This window comes from Neisseria dentiae (assembly GCF_014055005.1).
In the GTDB taxonomy this organism is placed as follows: Bacteria; Pseudomonadota; Gammaproteobacteria; order Burkholderiales; family Neisseriaceae; genus Neisseria; species Neisseria dentiae.
On sequence record NZ_CP059570.1, the window covers coordinates 1,995,230 to 2,012,466 of the forward strand.

The 17,237-nt window shown below is 53.3% G+C and carries 16 protein-coding genes and 1 riboswitch; of the genes, 6 read left to right on the top strand and 10 right to left on the bottom strand.

The window, feature by feature from the left end; genetic code table 11:
- Positions 1-73: 73 nt before the first annotated feature.
- The gene (porB, locus tag H3L92_RS09390; RefSeq protein WP_085365576.1) at positions 74-1,177 is read left to right on the top strand and encodes a trimeric porin PorB; all 1,104 of its coding nucleotides are present in this window, start codon (positions 74-76) and stop codon (positions 1,175-1,177) included.
- 173 nt (positions 1,178-1,350) lie between these two features.
- On the top strand, positions 1,351-4,785 hold the full coding sequence (dnaE, locus tag H3L92_RS09395; RefSeq protein ID WP_085365577.1) for a DNA polymerase III subunit alpha: 3,435 nt from the start codon (positions 1,351-1,353) through the stop codon (positions 4,783-4,785).
- A 266-nt stretch (positions 4,786-5,051) separates the two neighbouring features.
- Here the strand turns inward: dnaE and H3L92_RS09400 are convergent, their stop codons facing one another.
- The 6 genes from H3L92_RS09400 to gcvT form a co-directional block, all read right to left on the bottom strand.
- Positions 5,052-6,209, bottom strand: coding sequence for an MFS transporter (locus H3L92_RS09400; protein ID WP_085365578.1), 1,158 nt, complete (start codon positions 6,207-6,209; stop codon positions 5,052-5,054).
- Between the two features lie 196 nt (positions 6,210-6,405).
- Entirely contained in the window at positions 6,406-6,957 is a 552-nt protein-coding gene (locus H3L92_RS09405; RefSeq protein ID WP_085365579.1) for a DNA-3-methyladenine glycosylase I, read from the bottom strand.
- 15 nt (positions 6,958-6,972) lie between these two features.
- Positions 6,973-7,668, bottom strand: coding sequence for an aspartate/glutamate racemase family protein (locus H3L92_RS09410; protein ID WP_085365580.1), 696 nt, complete (start codon positions 7,666-7,668; stop codon positions 6,973-6,975).
- Positions 7,669-7,861: 193 nt separating this feature from the next.
- On the bottom strand, positions 7,862-8,245 hold the full coding sequence (gcvH, locus tag H3L92_RS09415) for a glycine cleavage system protein GcvH (protein ID WP_085365581.1): 384 nt from the start codon (positions 8,243-8,245) through the stop codon (positions 7,862-7,864).
- A 92-nt stretch (positions 8,246-8,337) separates the two neighbouring features.
- Entirely contained in the window at positions 8,338-8,700 is a 363-nt protein-coding gene (locus H3L92_RS09420) for a hypothetical protein (RefSeq protein ID WP_085365582.1), read from the bottom strand.
- Between the two features lie 103 nt (positions 8,701-8,803).
- The gene (gcvT, locus tag H3L92_RS09425) at positions 8,804-9,904 is read right to left on the bottom strand and encodes a glycine cleavage system aminomethyltransferase GcvT (RefSeq protein ID WP_085365583.1); all 1,101 of its coding nucleotides are present in this window, start codon (positions 9,902-9,904) and stop codon (positions 8,804-8,806) included.
- 220 nt (positions 9,905-10,124) lie between these two features.
- Positions 10,125-10,219, bottom strand: a riboswitch (glycine riboswitch).
- A 356-nt stretch (positions 10,220-10,575) separates the two neighbouring features.
- Here gcvT and H3L92_RS09430 point away from each other — a divergent pair.
- The 3 genes from H3L92_RS09430 to H3L92_RS09440 all read left to right on the top strand — a co-directional run bounded on the left by H3L92_RS09430 (position 10,576) and on the right by H3L92_RS09440 (position 12,431).
- Complete coding sequence (locus H3L92_RS09430) at positions 10,576-11,058, top strand: Lrp/AsnC family transcriptional regulator (RefSeq protein ID WP_085365584.1); 483 nt, start codon at positions 10,576-10,578, stop codon at positions 11,056-11,058.
- Positions 11,059-11,356: 298 nt separating this feature from the next.
- The gene (locus H3L92_RS09435) at positions 11,357-11,932 is read left to right on the top strand and encodes a DUF1415 domain-containing protein (protein ID WP_085365585.1); all 576 of its coding nucleotides are present in this window, start codon (positions 11,357-11,359) and stop codon (positions 11,930-11,932) included.
- A 136-nt stretch (positions 11,933-12,068) separates the two neighbouring features.
- Positions 12,069-12,431, top strand: a complete 363-nt coding sequence (locus H3L92_RS09440; protein ID WP_085365586.1) for a YbaN family protein — start codon at positions 12,069-12,071, stop codon at positions 12,429-12,431.
- Positions 12,432-12,518: 87 nt separating this feature from the next.
- On the opposite strand, the gene H3L92_RS09445 is transcribed toward H3L92_RS09440, so the two are convergent.
- From H3L92_RS09445 to H3L92_RS09455, 3 genes are all read right to left on the bottom strand, one after another.
- On the bottom strand, positions 12,519-12,812 hold the full coding sequence (locus tag H3L92_RS09445; RefSeq protein ID WP_085365587.1) for a hypothetical protein: 294 nt from the start codon (positions 12,810-12,812) through the stop codon (positions 12,519-12,521).
- A gap of 65 nt (positions 12,813-12,877) precedes the next feature.
- Complete coding sequence (locus H3L92_RS13370; RefSeq protein ID WP_085365588.1) at positions 12,878-13,135, bottom strand: hypothetical protein; 258 nt, start codon at positions 13,133-13,135, stop codon at positions 12,878-12,880.
- Between the two features lie 393 nt (positions 13,136-13,528).
- The gene (locus tag H3L92_RS09455; protein ID WP_143824323.1) at positions 13,529-13,747 is read right to left on the bottom strand and encodes a hypothetical protein; all 219 of its coding nucleotides are present in this window, start codon (positions 13,745-13,747) and stop codon (positions 13,529-13,531) included.
- Positions 13,748-14,243: 496 nt separating this feature from the next.
- On the opposite strand from H3L92_RS09455, the gene rsmG reads away from it, so the two are divergent.
- Positions 14,244-14,870 (top strand): 16S rRNA (guanine(527)-N(7))-methyltransferase RsmG, encoded by a 627-nt coding sequence (rsmG, locus tag H3L92_RS09460; protein WP_085365590.1) that lies wholly within the window; start codon positions 14,244-14,246, stop codon positions 14,868-14,870.
- Between the two features lie 212 nt (positions 14,871-15,082).
- Here rsmG and dnaK read toward each other — a convergent pair whose 3' ends face one another.
- Positions 15,083-17,014: a molecular chaperone DnaK gene (gene dnaK, locus H3L92_RS09465; RefSeq protein WP_085365591.1), complete on the bottom strand. Its 1,932-nt coding sequence runs from the start codon at positions 17,012-17,014 to the stop codon at positions 15,083-15,085.
- Between the last annotated feature and the right edge of the window lie 223 nt (positions 17,015-17,237).

Below are 17,237 nucleotides of genomic sequence, written 5' to 3' on the forward strand. Positions count from 1 at the left end.
TGAATGCCAAAGCTTGGATGGTTTCATGCCCATTTGAGTTTGTTTTCTTAAACGATAGAAAAGGAATACAGCAATGAAAAAATCTCTGATTGCCTTGAGCCTGGCTGCCCTGCCTGTTGCCGCTTTCGCCGACGTAACCCTGTACGGCCAAATCAAAGCTGGTGTTGAAGTTTCTAAAGTAAAAGTAGGTTCTGGTGATGATGCTGCTCGCTCTAAAACTGCAACCGAAATCGCCGACTTCGGTTCACGTATCGGTTTCAAAGGCCACGAGCACTTGGGCAACAACCTGAATGCCATTTGGAAAGTTGAGCAAAAAACTTCTGTTGCCGGTAGCGATGCGGGCTGGGGTAACCGTGAAGCCTACATTGGTTTGGAAGGTAACTTCGGTACTTTCCGTGCCGGTAAAATCGCTACCCAACTTGATGATATGGGTACTATCGATCCGTGGGAATACAACAACAACGCTTTAGGTTTGGGTGTGTTTACCCGTACTGGTGAAAAAGTCGTATCTGCTCGCTACGATACCCCCGTATTTGGTGGTTTTAGTGCGAATGTGCAGTATACGCCGCGTGACAATGCTAATCCCGATGACAAATATACTCATGAAGAGGCTTCTCGTGACGCTTACTATGCTGGCTTGAACTATGAAAATTCTGGTTTCTTTGCCCAATATGGTGCAAAAATTCAGAAAAATGGCTACACTAACCAACGTGGTGAAGGTCGCAATGGTCAAGTTCATCGCGTAGAAGGTGGTTACGATGCTAACAATCTGTTTGCAGGCTTGGGTTATCAATATACTAAAGGTTTTGATACAGAAAACAGCTATCGTGCACGCATTGCAAATGCATTTGATGCGTATGAAGCTGAACAAGAAGATGGTAACTTGGCTAATGATGATACAAGTAACCCGATTAAAACTCACGAGCTGGCTGCAACTGTAGCTTACCGCTTTGGTAATGTTACTCCCCGCCTGTCTTATGCTCACGGTTTTAAAGCCAAAACTACTGGCGGAGAGAAATTGAACAGCACTCAATACAACCAAGTGGTTGTAGGTGCCGACTACGACTTCTCCAAACGCACTACCGCTATGGTATCTGCCGGTTGGTTGAAAGCCGGTCGCGGCGACAACAAGATCCAAAACACCGCCGGTTTGGTTGGTCTGCGTCACAAATTCTAATCTTGCGATTAGTGCAAAAGAGCCTGCAAATGCAGGCTCTTTTTGTTTTCTATTAAACCAAACATTGGCTATATACTTTATTCGCTTTGAACCGCTTTATCTTTTTCCAAGCTAACTGCCTATTTAGGCAAAGCTGTTACAATAGCTCTTTCTCCAATTGTTGTTACATCATCATGACCAAACCCATTTATATCCCCTTGCGCCTGCATACCGAATTTTCCATCACCGATGGCACGGTGCGCATCAAAGATGTTGTTAAAAAAGCAGCGGCCATCGGCATTCCCGCACTGGGAATCAGCGACTTAATGAACACGTTTGGTTTGGTGAAGTTCTATAAAGCCTGCCGCGGCGCGGGCATTAAGCCTGTGATGGCGGCTGATGTGTGGGTTGAAAACCCCGAAGCAGCCGATAAGCCTTTCAGGGCGGTTTTGATTGCGCAAAACGATGAGGGATACCGGCGTTTAAGCGAACTGCTCACGGCAGCTTATGTGGGGGAGGATCGCAATCCGGATCATGCGGAGCTTCGCCAAGCATGGTTGGCCGAGGGTGATAACACCGGTTTGATTTGCTTATCCGGCGCACATTACGGCGAAGTGGGCACGCATCTGATGAACGGCCATCCGGAGGCGGCCAGAGCGGCGGCGCGCAAATATGCGGCGTGGTTTCCGAATGCGTTTTATTTGGAATTGCAGCGTCTGCCCGAGCGCCCGCAGTGGGAAATTTCGGTTGCAGGCAGCGTGGAAATCGCCGGAGAGCTTGATTTGCCGCTCGTTGCAACCCATCCGGTGCAATTTTTGAATAGCGAAGATTTCCAAGCACACGAGGCGCGGGTGTGTATTGCGGGCGGTTGGGTGCTGGCAGATAAAAAGCGCCCGCACGATTTTTCGCCCAGCCAGTTTTTCGTAGCGCCCGAGGTGATGGCCGAGCGTTTTGCCGACCTGCCTGAAGCGCTTGAAAATACGGTGGAAATTGCCAAGCGGTGCAATCTCACGCTCACGCTGGGCAAAAACTTTCTACCGCTGTTTCCCACACCCGACGGTATGTCGTTGGACGATTATCTCGTGCAGCTTTCCAATGAAGGCTTGCAGGAGCGTATGGTTCAGCTTTACCCCGACGAGGCCGAGCGTGCCGAAAAAATGCCCGAATATCAGGTGCGTTTGGATTTCGAGCTGAAAATCATCATCCAGATGGGTTTTCCGGGCTATTTTCTCATCGTGCAAGACTTCATCAACTGGGCAAAAAACAACGGCTGCCCGGTGGGACCGGGGCGCGGTTCGGGCGCAGGTTCGCTGGTGGCTTATGCGTTGAAAATTACTGATCTCGACCCGCTGAAATACGCGCTGCTGTTCGAGCGTTTTTTGAACCCCGAGCGCGTGTCTATGCCCGACTTCGATATCGATTTCTGCCAAAGCAACCGCGGCCGCGTGATTGAATATGTGCGCGAGAAATACGGTGCGAATGCAGTCAGCCAGATTGTTACTTTCGGCACCATGTCGTCGAAAGCGGTTATCCGCGATGTGGGTCGCGTGCTGGAGCTGCCGTTCGGCCTGTGCGACCGCCTCTCGAAACTGATTCCGCTCGAAGCCAACCGCCCCGTGAGCCTCGATAAGGCCATGGAAATGGAGCCGGAAATCAAACAGTTGATTGAAAACGAAGATGCGGGCGAGTTAATCGGGTTGGCGAAAAAGCTGGAAGATCTCACCCGCGGCCTCGGTATGCACGCGGGCGGCGTGCTGATTGCGCCGGGCAAAATTTCCGATTTCAGCCCCGTGTATCAGGCCGACGAATCGGCTTCGCCGGTGTCGATGTACGACAAGGGCGACGTGGAAGACGTGGGCTTGGTGAAGTTCGACTTCCTGGGCCTGCGCAACTTAACCATTATCGAAATGGCGCAGGAAAACATCAAAAAAACCGTTGGCGAAACCGTGGACGTCAACACCATTCCGCTCGACGACCAAGCGGCTTACAAGATTTTCCGCGATGCCAACACCACCGCCGTATTCCAGTTTGAATCGACCGGCATGAAAAAAATGCTGAAAACGGCGCACACCACCAAGTTTGAAGAGCTGATTGCGTTTGTGTCGCTCTACCGCCCCGGCCCGATGGACAATATTCCCGACTTCGTCGCCCGTATGAAAGGGCAGGCATTCGAATATATCCACCCGCTGTTGGAGCCCGTGCTGGAGCCGACCTACGGCATCATGGTGTATCAGGAGCAAGTGATGCAGGCCGCACAGATTATCGGCGGCTACTCGCTCGGCGGCGCCGACCTGCTGCGCCGCGCCATGGGCAAGAAAAAGCCCGAAGAGATGGTGAAGCACCGCGAAATATTCGCCAAAGGCGCAGAAGAAAAAAACATTCCGCGCAAAAAAGCCGACGAAATTTTCGATTATATGGAAAAATTCGCCGGCTACGGCTTCAACAAATCCCACGCCGCCGCCTATGCGCTGATTTCGTATCAGACGGCCTGGCTCAAAGCGCATTACCCCGCCGAATTTATGGCCGCCACCATGTCGAGCGAGCTGGACAACACCGACCAGCTCAAGCATTTCTACGACGATGCCCGCGCCAACGGCATCACCTTCCTGCCGCCCGACATCAACGAATCCGATTATCTGTTTACGCCAAACAACCAAAAACAAATCCGCTACGCGCTCGGCGCCATCAAAGGCACAGGCGAAGGCGCGGTGGCCGCCATCATCGAAGCCCGCCGGCTTGGAGGCAGATTCACAGGCCTGCTCGATTTTTGCGAACGCGTCGGCAAAGAACACATGAACCGCCGCACCCTCGAAGCCCTGATACGCGGCGGCGCGTTCGACGGCATCGAACCCAACCGCGCCATGCTGCTGGCCAATATCGATTTAGCCATGAACAATGCCGACCAAAAAGCCGCCAACGCCAACCAAGGCGGATTGTTCGACACGATGGAAGACGCCATCTCCGCCATCGAATTGGCCGATGCCCCCGCTTGGAACGAATCGGAAAAACTCGCCGAAGAAAAAACCGTTATCGGCTTTTATCTTTCCGGCCACCCGTTCGGCCCCTATGCCGAAGAAGTGCGCCAAATCGCCCCCACCCGCTTAGGCCGTCTGAAACCGCAAGACAACGTGCGCGTGGCCGGTTTCGCCACCGCCGTGCGCACCATGATGGGCAAGCGCGGCAAAATCGCCTTCGTAACGCTCGAAGACCAAAGCGCGCAAGTGGAAGTGATGGTAACCGGGCAAGTGTTGGAAGAAAGCGCAGGCCGTCTGAAAGCCGACCAAGTTTTGATTATGGAATGCAAGATCAGCCGCGACGACTACAGCGGCGGCGACGCCCTGCGCATCATGGCCAATCAGGTGATGACCCTGCAAAGCGCCCGTGAACGCTACGCCCGCAGCCTGAATCTGATGCTGCGCCCCGAACACGACATCGCGCAATTGGCAGCACTGCTCTCTGCCCACAAACTGCCCGGCACCGCCCATATCCCGCTGCGCCTGGCCTACGGCAACGATGCCGCATCCGGCGATTTGCGCATCGCCCCGAAATGGGCGGTAACGCCGAGCGCGGAGCTGTTCGGCGGGCTGGAAGAGCTGCTGGGCGAGCGGGCGGTAAGGGTAAACTGGTGATAAACCGAATAAAAAAACCGAAACGGAAAAGCGCGCCGGAGAGAATATTTGCAAGGTGAGGCTTTTGCAAAATCGGGCGTAAGGTATAGTGAATTCAAATAAAAACTCCGAAATGAAATAACTGCATTCAAACTTGCAATTGGGCGATATGCTAAAGAATCGTTTTACCCTACTTCGGCATTCTTATTTTAATCCACTATATTTTTAAAAACTTCAGGCCGTCTGAAAACAGGCGAAGCGCAGTTTCTGCGAAGCTAAAACCCTTTTCAGACGGCCTTTGTCATGCCCCTGCCCGCAATCAGCAGCGCCGCCGCCTGCACCAGCAGCAACACCCACACCACGCCCGTCCAGCCGCCTGCGGCATAAGCCAGCCCGCACAGCCACGCGCCGAGGGTGCCGCCGCTGTAATAAGACATGTAATACAGACCCGAAGCGAGCGAGCGGCCTTCGGCCACATTCGCGGCGATGTAGTTGATTGTGGCCGCTTGGGTGACAAACACGCCCGACGACATCAGCGTCAAACCCGCCACAATCAGCCACAGCGGCGCGCTCAAAGTGAGCAGCACACCCGCCGCCGACACGCCCACGGCCAGCATCACGGCGGCGGTGCTGCCGAAACGGTTAATCAGTTTCGCCGACAAAGGCGTAATCACCATGCCGATTAAGTACACGGCAAAAATATCCGCCAGCGCGCTGCTGCCCAAACCATAAGGCGCGGCGGCCAAATGCAGGTTGATGTAGGTGAAGCAGCCCACCAGCGAAAACAGCACGCAGCCGCCGAGCGCACAGGCGGCCAGAAGATAAGGATTGTGCAAATGCGATTTGAGTGTGGACAAGGCCGTCTGAAAATCGGGTTTGGCCGTAAAATTCTGCGATTTGGGCAACTGCCGCCATGCAAACGCCGCGCAGGCCAGACTCAAAACCGCCATCACGGCAAACGCGCCGCGCCAGCCGAACCAGTCGCTCAAATAGCCGAGCAGGAAGCGGCCGAGGAAACCGCCGAACACCGTGCCCGACACATACACCGCCATCAGCCGCACCACTTCATGCTTGGCAAATTCTTCGCCGATATAGGCAATCAGCACCACCGTAATCCCCGGCACGGCCAAGCCCTGCAGAAAGCGCAGCAGCGTGAGCATTTCGATGTTCGGCGCGGCGGCCAAGAGCGCGGTGGGCAGCGTGAGATAAAGAACGGAGCCGACAATAAATTTCTTGCGCCCGAACGCGTCGGAGAGCATGCCCATAAACGGCGACATCAGCGCAATACCCAGCACCGTCGCCCCCACCGCCAAACCCGCCTGCACTTCGCTGGCGCGCAAATCGGCCATCAGCACGGGCAACACCGCCTGCACGGAATACACCTGCAAGAAGGCCGACATGCCGATTAGGAAAATGGCGGTTTTGAGAAGGGCGTTGGGTTTCATGGTTCACTTTTGGTATCGGGTCAGGGCTTGTTTTTCAGACGGCCTGAGACCTTTGCAAGACCTAAAAATATTCAGCCGCCTTTAATTCGTCATTAGCTGCGCGGGGGTAGCGTAGCGGACTTGCGCAGCTAATGGCGGCCATAGGTTGCTGGCTTGTCATGCCGACAGTCCATGCGATTTGATTCAAACGCCGTTTTCAGACGGCCTCTGCCCACTTCGCCCCCGCTGCCAGCGTTTGCGCATAAATCGGGCAGCTTTCTTCGTGCGCGCCTTTGAGATAACCGCAGCTCATCAGAAATTCGCCCACAATCTCGCCGCCCACAAATTTGAAATGGCGTTTGAACAGCTTCACCCATTGCGCCAAATCCAGCGGGTGGTGCGCATCGAGCCAGTTTTTAAACGAGCCGTATTCCCGCTGCAAAACCAAAATCTGCCGCGCGTTATAAACGGCCGCATCGATTTTCAGGCGGTTGCGGATAATGCCCGCATCGGCAAGCAGCCGTTCGCGGTCTGCCTCGCCGTAAGCGGCCACGGCGGCGATGTCGAATCCCGAATAGGCCGTCTGAAAATTTTTCTGCTTGTTTAAAATCGTCGTCCAGCTCAAACCCGCCTGATTGATTTCCAACACCAGCCGCCCGAACAGCTCGTTGTCGTTTTCAATCGGAAAACCGTAGTCATGGTCATGATAATGCTTGTTGGGGTTGGCGCTGTTTTCGGGCAGCGCGTTGCAGAATCCACAATAATTCATTTTCAGACGGCCTTTTCACATATCGGATAACGCAAAATCCACCGCCGCCAAGGCGTGGATTGCGGCACTGTCGAACACCGGCAGCGGGCAGTCTTCGGGCTTCAGCAGCAGGCCGATTTCGGTGCAGCCGAAAATCACGCCTTGCGCGCCCTGCGCCTGCAACTGCCCGATGGCGTGCAGATAATCGCGCTTGGCCGCTTCGGTAAAGCGGTTGCGGCACAATTCTTCAAAAATAATGCGGTGGATTTCGTGCTGCACGCTTTCGGACGGCACCACGGTTTCCACGCCCAAATCCTGCATACGGCGGGTGTAGAAACCGTCGCTCATGGTGAAGCGCGTGCCCAGCAAGGCCACTTTCTCCAGCCCTGCCGCCTGAACGGCGGCGGCGGTTGCGTCCACCACATGAATCAGCGAAATGCCCGCCGCCGCTTCGATGGCGGGCGCCACTTTGTGCATGGTGTTGGTGGCCAGCACCAATGCCTGCGCGCCCATGCGTTCCAGCTTCTGCGCACTTTGCGCCAGCATTCCGCCCGCACCCGCCCAATCGCCTGCGCGCTGCATGGCGGCGACGGTTTCAAAATTCACGCTGTGCATCACAATATCGGCGCTGCTGTTGCCGCCCAAACGGCGGTTCACCTCGCGGTTGATAATCTGGTAATACGATACGGTGCTTTCGGGACTCATGCCGCCGATAATGCCGAGGGTTTTCATGTTTCAGACGGCCTTATATTCGGATATTAAGTAACGGGATACGGTTAACGGCGCACGCTTTTGTGCGGCCTGTTCGGGCTTGCCCCGAATATCTCCCAAGATATTCGGACGAATCCCGAATATAACGCAGGTGTTTTAAACCATAAAGGCCGTCTGAAAAACATTTCAGACAGCCTTTACCGTTGCAGCGGGTTCAGCCGATTTCGGCGGCGTATTGTTCGGCAGTCAGCAGACCGTCCAAATCGGCAGGGTTGGCCGGTTTGATACGGAAGAACCAAGCCGCGCCGTATGGGTCGCTGTTGGCGGTTTCAGGCGCGCCGGCCAAGTCTTCGTTCACGGCCACGATTTCGCCTGCAATCGGTGCGTACACATCGGAAGCGGCTTTCACCGATTCCACCACGCCCGCCTGCTCGTCGGCTGCCAACACCGCGCCGACTTCGGGCAGCTCGACAAACACCACATCACCCAGCAATTCTTGGGCGTGGTGGGTAATGCCGACGGTTACCGTGCCGTCTTCTTCTTGGCGCAGCCATTCGTGGCTGGCAACGTATTTCAGTTCTGCTGGGATATTGCTCATGGTCAAGCTCCTTGGAATGGGGTTTGTGGGATAGGTTTTCAGACGGCCTGCCTGTCGGGTTTGCAGACCATCTGAAAAATGAACTGTCATCTTTATTTTAACGGGCAAGACAATTTTTCATGCTGCCGCTGCAAAAGCATCTGCCTTTCTTTGAACGCTTGTTCTGAAAGCACCGTATCTTGATTGCTTTTTAAATCGGTTAACAAAAACGGGTTAAAACTCAATAATGCGCCAACCACACTGACCGCGTTAGCCGAATTTTCCAAATTACGAATTTTTTTCAGCCTGTCCAGCATGTCTGCCGTCAGACTCAATTCATCAGCCAAACGTTCGCAATTTAATTGGGCAACATCACCGTTATCAGGAACGGGAAGTTTCGATTTTGGCTGCGGCGCAGAAGAACAGGCTGTGATAAAAGATAAAACAGCAATAGAAAAAACAATTTGTTTCATCATATTCTCAGCTTTTGATTAAGGCAAATGAAGGATTGCCTGCGCCGTTTTCAGACGGCCTGTTTGCAGCGAAGGCCGTCTGAAAACTTTGCGGCATCAAACCGGTTTAATCAAACTGCTTCTGCCCGTTACGAACAAACGGCAGCTTCAAAACGCGCACTTCCACTTCTTTGCCGCGCATCAACACTTTGGCGGTGTCGCCGCTGAAATCTTTCGGAACGCGGGCGATGGCGATGGATTGTTTCAGGCTGGGCGAAAACACGCCGCTGGTGGTGATGCCTTGGCCTTGTTCGGTAATCACTTCCATGCCGTCGCGCAGCACGCCGCCTTTGGCGAGCAAGAGGCCGACCTGTTTATAGGCAACGCCTTTTTCTTTCAGGGCAACCAGTGCGGCTTTGCCGACGAAATCGCGGTTTTCGTCTTTCAAATCCACCGTCCAGCCCATGCCGGCTTCGAGCGGGCTGGTGTCGTCGTCCATATCGTTGCCGTAGAGGTTCATGCCCGCTTCCATGCGCAGGGTGTCGCGCGCACCGAGGCCGCAGGGCTGCACGCCGGCTTCGCGCAGGGCGGCGAAAAAGGCGTTGGCTTCGCTGCCCGGCAGAATCACTTCCACGCCTTCTTCGCCGGTGTAGCCGGTGCGGGCGACGAACCAGTCGTTGCCCAAATCGGCGCCTTGGAATACGGCAAGGCCGTTCACGGTTTGGGCCCATTCGGGCTTCACTTTCAACAGTTTTTCAACGGCTTTGGGGCCTTGCACGGCCAGCATGGCCAAGTCGTAGCGGGGGTTCAGTTTGATGCCGAACTCGGCGCCGATTTTGGCGAACTGGGCGGAATCTTTCTCGCGGGTGGCGCCGTTGGATACGATGCGGTATTGCGTTTCGGCTTCGTTGGTGCGGTAAACGATTAAGTCGTCGATGACGCCGCCGTTGTCGTTGAGCATGGCGGAATACAGCGCTTTGCCGACAAAACCGAGCTTGGCCACATCGTTGGCAATCAGTTTGCGGAAAAAGGCTTTGGCTTGGTCGCCGCTGACATCGGTTACCAGCATATGGGATACGTCGAACATGCCGGCGTCGGTGCGCACGGCTTCGTGCTCTTGGATTTGCGAGCCGTAGTGAATCGGCAGCTCCCAACCGGCGAAGTCGATTAATTTGCCGTTGGCGTCTTTATGGGCTTGGTTGAAAGGTGTGGTTTTGAGGGCGGTCATGTCTCGGTTCTCCATAGGTTAAGGATGGCGTTTGCTTTGCACGCGACCCTATCTGTCCTTGAACCTGAGATTTTCGGCTTTTCCGGTTGCAACGGAAACACAGGCCGTCTGAAACCGGCTTGTGTGCCTGAACCCGTTTTGACGCCGCTTCGGGCTTGGGTTTTCAGACGGCCTTCTCCCCTTCGGTGGGCGCAGCTGCGCCGCTCTCCAGATGTTTGTGATGGTGTGCACAGTCCTTTTGCCTGAGCGATTTAAGGGTGTCTGCGCCTTCGGCGGCCACTATAATCCGATGTAGCCCTCTCCTGCACACGGTTCGGATTATGGCCTTAATCCCTCCCCGGGGCAAGGGTATTCTTTACGTTTTGTAGGTAAAACCGCCTCCCTGATTTTATTCAGACGGCCTAAAACAATAATGCCACCCAAAACAGCAAACACCCTCACAGATTATTTTAAAAAAATATGTTTTTTAAACTATTGTGCGTTAATTTAAATTATCTTATATTAAGGCCGTGTTTCAAGCAAAAACACTATAGTGGCTTAAATTTAAAACAGTACAGCGTTGTCTCGCCTTGCCGTACTACCTGTACTGTCTGCGGCTTCGCCGCCTTGTCCTCTTTTAAATTTAAGCCACTATAAAATAAAACAACCGCGATAAGAAGAAAGGGCACGACATGGCACAAATCACTTTAGACAAAACCGATCTCAAAATTCTACAGGTGTTGCAGGAAAACGGCCGTTTAACCAATGTGGAACTTTCCGAACGCGTAGCCCTGTCGCCCTCCCCCTGTTTGCGCCGCCTGAAACAACTCGAAGACGCGGGCATCATCCGCCAATACGCCGCGCTGCTCTCGCCCGTGTCGGTGAAGCTCGGCCTGCAGGCATTTATCCGCGTGTCGATTGATAAAGCGGTGGAAGCCCGCGACGATTTTTCGGCCGCCGTGCAGAAATGGCCCGAAGTGTTAAGCTGCTTTGCGCTAACGGGCGAAACCGACTATCTGCTGCACGCCTTCTTCACCGATATGAATGCGTTTTCGCATTTCGTGCTCGATACCCTGCTCTCCCACCCCGGCGTTCAGGATGCGAAATCGAGCTTTGTGCTCAAAGAAATCAAAAACACCACCGCGCTGCCGCTGGGGCATTTGCAGCAGGATTAAACCGTAACCGCCAACCGTAAACAGGCCGTCTGAAAGCGCTCAGACGGCCTGAATCCTTTGCAAAAAAGCTGTTTTAGTCCTGAATTTACTTATATTTCGTCATACTCGGGCTTGACCCGAGTATCTCTTTTTCTTATAAAACAAACAGATGCTCGGATCAAGCCCGAGCATGACGCAAGTGTTTTAAGCTATCGAAAAGAATTTTGCAAAGGTCTCGGCCTGTTTTGCCTGCCCTCCTGTTCACACCGCCGCCAAAAAACCTTATGATTGCGAACCATTATTAAAAAGCGCCGCAACCATGTCTGCCAGCAACGAAACCGTAACCGCCCACACCCGCCTGTGGCTCGAAAAAGCCGTGATCGGCCTGAATTTGTGCCCTTTCGCCAAAGCGCCTTATGTGAAAGGGCTGGTGCGGATAAGCGTTAGCCGCGCCAAGCATCTCGACGGCTTTTTGGAAGATTTAGACCGCGAACTGCAACTCATCGGCAGCGCACCGCCCGAAGAAATCGAAACCACGCTGCTGGTTCACCCCGATTTGTTCGGCGATTTTCTGGTGTTTAACGATATGCTTGATTTGGCCGACCAAGCCGTTGCCGACAACGGTTTGGAAGGCATTATCCAAATCGCGCCGTTCCACCCCGATTTCCGCTTCGAAGGCACCGAAGCCGACGACATCACCAACTACACCAACCGCTCGCCCTACCCCACCCTGCATCTGATACGCGAAAGCAGCATCAGCAAAGCCACCGAAGCCTTTCCCGATGCCGAAGCGATTTTCGGGCGCAATATGGCGCTGCTGGAAGAAATGGGGCAGCAGGGTTGGGATGCTTTGCAGATTCCGCGCTGCCCGCATCACAGTGAATCAAATGAATAACAAATACTCGCGCCATACCCGGGCTTGACCTGGGTATCTCGAGTTTCAGAAAGTTTTGAGGCCCTCGGGTCAAGCCCGGGTATAACGAAACTTTTATTAAATAAGCGGTTTTGCTATATATAAAAATAGGGAAAACATGATATTACGCTCTATTTTCTGGCTGTTTGGCGCCGTTGCCTTATTGCTGGGCATTATCGGCATCTTTCTGCCCGTGCTGCCCACCACACCGTTCGTTATCCTCGCCGCCGCCTGCTGGGCGCGCGCCTCGCCGCGTTTTCACCGCTGGCTGCACCAACACCGCGTTTTCGGCTCTATGGTGAAAGACTGGGAAGAACGCCGCGCCGTTCCCCGCCGCGCCAAATACCTGGCCTTTACGATGATGACGCTTTCGTGCGGCTGGCTGCTTTACCGCTTTCCCGAACAATGGTGGTGGAGCGCCGCTTCCGCGCTGTTCTGCTCGGCCGTAGCCGTGTGGATGTGGCGGCTGCCCGATGCCTGAATTGCAAAGATTCCGGCCCGCCGCAAACCGCCAATAATCAAGGCCGTCTGAACATTCAGACGGCCTTTTCATCACAACACCCCTACCTTAACGGCGGTCATCGGGGCGCGGTGCCGGTTTGTGCTGCTGCACGGGCGGTTTTTTCTTGGCTTTTTTCACATTTTTGTTCGGTTTGGCTTTTTTGGGCGGCTTCGGCTGCTCTGCCCGTTTTTCTTTGCGCGGTTCGGGTTTACGCGGCTCTGCTTTATGCGGTTCGGCCGGTTTGTGCGGTTGGCCGGCCTGTACAGGCTCGCGGCGCGGTTCCTCTTTCTGGGGTTGCGGGGCAGCCAGCAGGCTGCCGGACATCATCGCCAAAACGGCAAAAGAAGCTAATTTTTTCATTCGGTTTTCCTTTCGGGAACAATTACTAAGGTATTAGGGGAGGCGCTTGACCAAACCATACCGGTTTAGCGGCCTTGCTGTTTTTTCGGGGCGGGCTTTTTCACGGCTTTTTTCACCGGTTTTTTGGCCTTTTTGGCCTGCTTGGCTTTTTTGGGCGCTTTCGCTTTGGGAGCCTGTTTTTTCACGCTTTGTTTTTGCGCTTTCGGTTTTTCGGCCTGGTGCGTTACGTTCGCACCGGCGGGGGCGGCCTGCGCAGCCAGCGGCGCTGCAATCAAGCCGGCGGAAACCATCAACAGTGAAGCGAGTTTGGTCAGTTTTTTCATGATTGGTTTTCTTTCTCTTTCAAGAAGACGTTATGGAAGCAAAATATCAAATCAACCGTTGTTACGGTTTGCTCTGCTTGACGGCGCCATCTTAACCGCTTTGATGTAAACAGGCGTTGCCTGCGCGTAAAAATATCGGTTTCTTGGGTGATTAATCTGCACCTGTTTGTAATTAAAACAACACCCGCCCTATTGAAGGGCGGGTGTTGCGTAAGGCTTGATTAAGAAGTTTCAGAATAGCCGTCACACAATTATGCCACGGCTGTTGTAGTGGATTCACTTAACTTTCGATACGGCGTTGCTGCGCCTTGCCGTACTACTTGTACTGTCTGCGGCTTGCTGCCTTGTATCGAAAATTAATTAAATCCACTATATTCCGAAACGTCCTAAAGCTTACTTGATACCGCTGGCTGATTTCACACCTGAAGCATCCAGAGTGGTAGCGGCTGCGCCGGTGGCAGCAGTGCCGGTAGCGGCTTTGGTTTTAGAAGATTTGGTGGTTTTGCTGGTGCTCACTTTGTCTTCCACTTTGTTGGCGGCTTTCTCGGCAGGAGCGGCCATCACGGCAGCAGACATCATTGCGGCTGATACGAGTACGATAAACTTTTTCATCTGTATATCCTCTTTTTTGAAGTTAATAAAAAACATCATGTTGCGAAACATGTGTTGGTGAGAAAGCAGAGAAAAAGAAAAGTTCGCAACAGCTGCGATTTTAAGCGGTAAAAAAATTTTAAGTTTATTCAATGATATAAACATACCGGCACACATTCGATATGATTCATACCGTATGCCGGAAAACTAATCACTGTTACCAAACAGGATTTTAAGCATATTAATAATCCTGCCGCCCATACCAGCCTGCTTAACATTCGGGCGGTAAAGGCCGTCTGAAAACGCAGTTCCAGAAAGAAAACAAGTTTCTGCGAAGCTAAAACGCAGTTCGGCATCACCGCAAATCTTTTTTCAGACGGCCTTGAATCGTGCAAACAATTTACGCAAACGCCCGTTTTCAGATAAGATTACGGCCAATCGAAAATTTGGAATCTGTATCTGTCCGGCTGTACATCAGTTTGACCGGAGCAGCTTCAACCCCAAAGGAACACGCATAGTGAATAACAAACAACAACTGCAAGAAGGCTTGCAGGCACTCGGCCTCACGCTCACCACACCGCAACAACTGCTGCTGCTTGAATATGTTGCCCTGCTCACCAAATGGAACAGCACCTACAACTTAACCGCCCTGCGCGACGAAGCGTCGATTATCAGCCACCACATTCTCGACAGCCTGACCCTGCTGCCGTTTGTGCAAGACGCAAAAACATTGATGGACGTCGGTTCCGGCGGCGGGATGCCGGGTATTCCCACCGCCATCTGCCGCCCCGATTTGCAGATTACCCTGCTGGATTCCAACACTAAAAAAACTTCGTTCCTGCAACAGGCCGTTATCGAGCTGGGCTTGAACAACGTAACCGTTGCCGCCGGCCGCGTGGAAGCGATGCACGATAAAAAAGTGGACGTGGTTACCAGCCGCGCATTTGCCGAGCTGGCCGACTTTATTTCGCTCACCAAACACCTCTTGAACGAAAACGGTTATTGGGCGGCCATGAAAGGTGTTTATCCTTATGAAGAGCTGGAACACGTGCCCGCTTCGGTAGAAGTGGTGAAAGTGGAAAAACTCCATGTGCCCATGCTCAACGCCGAGCGGCATATGGTGGTGATGAAACCGAAAAAATGAGCTTTACCGTTTGACACCACTTGCCATACTCGGGCTTGACCCGAGTATCTGTTATTTCTTTTGAAACAAAAAGATGCTCGGGTCAAGCCCGAGCATGACGCAAGCGTTTTAAGGTGCCTAAACAAATTTTGCAAAGGCCTCAGGCCGTCTGAAATGCTTAAACGCAAGAAAAGGGCGCTTTCCCAAGCGCCCTTTTTTACTGCCGTCAAGATTTAGTCTTTCTTGTCTTTCACTTCTTCAAACTCGGCGTCAACAACATCGTCGCTGCCTTTCGCACCGCTGTCGGCTGCCTGTTCCGCACCCGCGCCGTTGGCTTCTGCCTGTGCTTGGGCATAAACCAGCTCGCCTAGTTTCTGGCTGGCCGTGCCCAAAGCTTCGGCTTTGGCATCGATATCGGCTTTGTCTTCGCCTTTCACGGCTTCTTCGGCGGCTTTCAAAGCGTCTTCGATTTTGGCTTTTTCATCGGCATCGAGCTTGTCGCCGTATTCGCCCAGTGATTTTTTCACGGAGTGAATCAGCGCTTCGGCTTGGTTGCGCGAAGCCACCAGTTCGGTCAGTTTTTTGTCTTCTTCGGCATTGGCTTCGGCATCTTTCACCATGCGTTCGATTTCTTCTTCGCTCAAACCTGAAGAACCCTGGATGGTGATTTTAGCCTCTTTGCCGGTGCCTTTGTCTTTGGCCGACACATGCAGGATACCGTTGGCGTCGATATCGAAGGTTACTTCGATTTGCGGAATGCCGCGCGGTGCCGGTGCGATGTCGCCCAAATTGAAGTTACCCAGCGATTTGTTGGCGGAAGCACGCTCGCGCTCACCTTGCAGCACATGGATGGTAACGGCGCTTTGGTTGTCTTCGGCGGTTGAGAACACTTGCGACGCTTTGGTCGGGATGGTGGTGTTTTTGTTGATGAGTTTGGTCATCACACCGCCCATGGTTTCGATACCGAGCGACAAGGGGGTTACGTCGAGCAGCAAAACGTCGCTGCGGCCGCCGCCCAACACTTCGCCCTGAATCGCGGCGCCGAGTGCCACGGCTTCGTCGGGGTTGACGTCTTTGCGCGGTTCTTTGCCGAAGAAGGCTTTCACGGCGTCCTGCACTTTGGGCATACGGGTTTGGCCGCCCACCAGAATCACGTCGTCGATATCGCCCACGCTTAAGCCGGCGTCTTTAACGGCCACTTTGCACGGCTCGATGGAACGCTCGATCAAGTCTTCCACCAGGCTTTCGAATTTGGCACGGGTGATTTTCATCGCCAAGTGTTTCGGGCCTGCGGCATCCATAGTGATGTAGGGCAGGTTGATTTCGGTTTGCTGGCCGCTGGAAAGTTCGATTTTGGCTTTTTCGGCGGCTTCTTTCAGGCGTTGCAGCGCCATCACGTCGTTTTTCAGGTCGATGCCTTGTTCTTTTTTGAACTCGGCGATGATGTAGTCGATCAAGCGTTGGTCGAAATCTTCGCCGCCCAAGAAGGTGTCACCGTTGGTGGCCAGCACTTCAAACTGCTTTTCACCGTCGATGTCGGCGATTTCGATGATGGAAATGTCGAAGGTACCGCCGCCCAAGTCGTACACGGCGATTTTGCGGTCGCCTTTGGTGTTTTTATCCATGCCGAAAGCCAAGGCGGCTGCGGTCGGCTCGTTGATGATGCGTTTTACGTCCAAACCGGCGATGCGGCCTGCGTCTTTGGTGGCTTGGCGCTGGCTGTCGTTGAAGTAGGCCGGAACGGTAATCACAGCTTCGGTTACCGGCTCGCCCAAATAGGCTTCGGCGGCCTGTTTCATTTTGCGCAGCACTTCAGCGGAAACCTGCGGGGGCGACAGCTCTTTGCCTTGCGCTTTCACCCAAGCGTCGCCGTTGGCGGCTTTCACGATGTCGAAAGGCATCAGGTCGATGTCTTTCTGAACTTCTTTGTCTTCGAATTTGTGGCCGATCAGGCGTTTTACCGCGTAAATGGTGTTTTTCGCGTTGGTTACGGCTTGGCGTTTGGCCGGTGCGCCGACCAAGATTTCGCCGCCGTCCAAATAGGCGATGATGGAAGGCGTGGTGCGCGCGCCTTCGGCGTTTTCAATCACTTTGGTTTGGCCGTTTTCTGAAATAGCCAAGCATGAGTTGGTTGTACCTAAGTCGATACCGATTACTTTTGCCATTGTGTTATTGCTCCTTAAATGATTTCTGAAATTCTATCCGGGCCTCTGCCCTGTCGGGTTCGTAAATAAGGTGTGTTTTTAACTTTTCAAGTATGTGCGCTTAAATTTTTTGATAAAATAATCATTTTTAATTCAAGTGCTTGATTTACTTATCCACAAGCCGTACTTTTGTTTTTTGCTTTCAGACGGCCTTAGTGCGGCAGCGAAAAGGCCGTCTGAAAAT

Bases quoted from the DNA above. Each gene is read 5' to 3' on its own strand.
- porB (WP_085365576.1), top strand. From the start codon at position 74: ATGAAAAAATCTCTGATTGCCTTGAGCCTGGCTGCCCTGCCTGTTGCC.
- dnaE (WP_085365577.1), top strand. From the start codon at position 1,351: ATGACCAAACCCATTTATATCCCCTTGCGCCTGCATACCGAATTTTCC.
- H3L92_RS09400 (WP_085365578.1), bottom strand. From the start codon at position 6,209: ATGAAACCCAACGCCCTTCTCAAAACCGCCATTTTCCTAATCGGCATG.
- H3L92_RS09405 (WP_085365579.1), bottom strand. From the start codon at position 6,957: ATGAATTATTGTGGATTCTGCAACGCGCTGCCCGAAAACAGCGCCAAC.
- H3L92_RS09410 (WP_085365580.1), bottom strand. From the start codon at position 7,668: ATGAAAACCCTCGGCATTATCGGCGGCATGAGTCCCGAAAGCACCGTA.
- gcvH (WP_085365581.1), bottom strand. From the start codon at position 8,245: ATGAGCAATATCCCAGCAGAACTGAAATACGTTGCCAGCCACGAATGG.
- H3L92_RS09420 (WP_085365582.1), bottom strand. From the start codon at position 8,700: ATGATGAAACAAATTGTTTTTTCTATTGCTGTTTTATCTTTTATCACA.
- gcvT (WP_085365583.1), bottom strand. From the start codon at position 9,904: ATGACCGCCCTCAAAACCACACCTTTCAACCAAGCCCATAAAGACGCC.
- H3L92_RS09430 (WP_085365584.1), top strand. From the start codon at position 10,576: ATGGCACAAATCACTTTAGACAAAACCGATCTCAAAATTCTACAGGTG.
- H3L92_RS09435 (WP_085365585.1), top strand. From the start codon at position 11,357: ATGTCTGCCAGCAACGAAACCGTAACCGCCCACACCCGCCTGTGGCTC.
- H3L92_RS09440 (WP_085365586.1), top strand. From the start codon at position 12,069: ATGATATTACGCTCTATTTTCTGGCTGTTTGGCGCCGTTGCCTTATTG.
- H3L92_RS09445 (WP_085365587.1), bottom strand. From the start codon at position 12,812: ATGAAAAAATTAGCTTCTTTTGCCGTTTTGGCGATGATGTCCGGCAGC.
- H3L92_RS13370 (WP_085365588.1), bottom strand. From the start codon at position 13,135: ATGAAAAAACTGACCAAACTCGCTTCACTGTTGATGGTTTCCGCCGGC.
- H3L92_RS09455 (WP_143824323.1), bottom strand. From the start codon at position 13,747: ATGAAAAAGTTTATCGTACTCGTATCAGCCGCAATGATGTCTGCTGCC.
- dnaK (WP_085365591.1), bottom strand. From the start codon at position 17,014: ATGGCAAAAGTAATCGGTATCGACTTAGGTACAACCAACTCATGCTTG.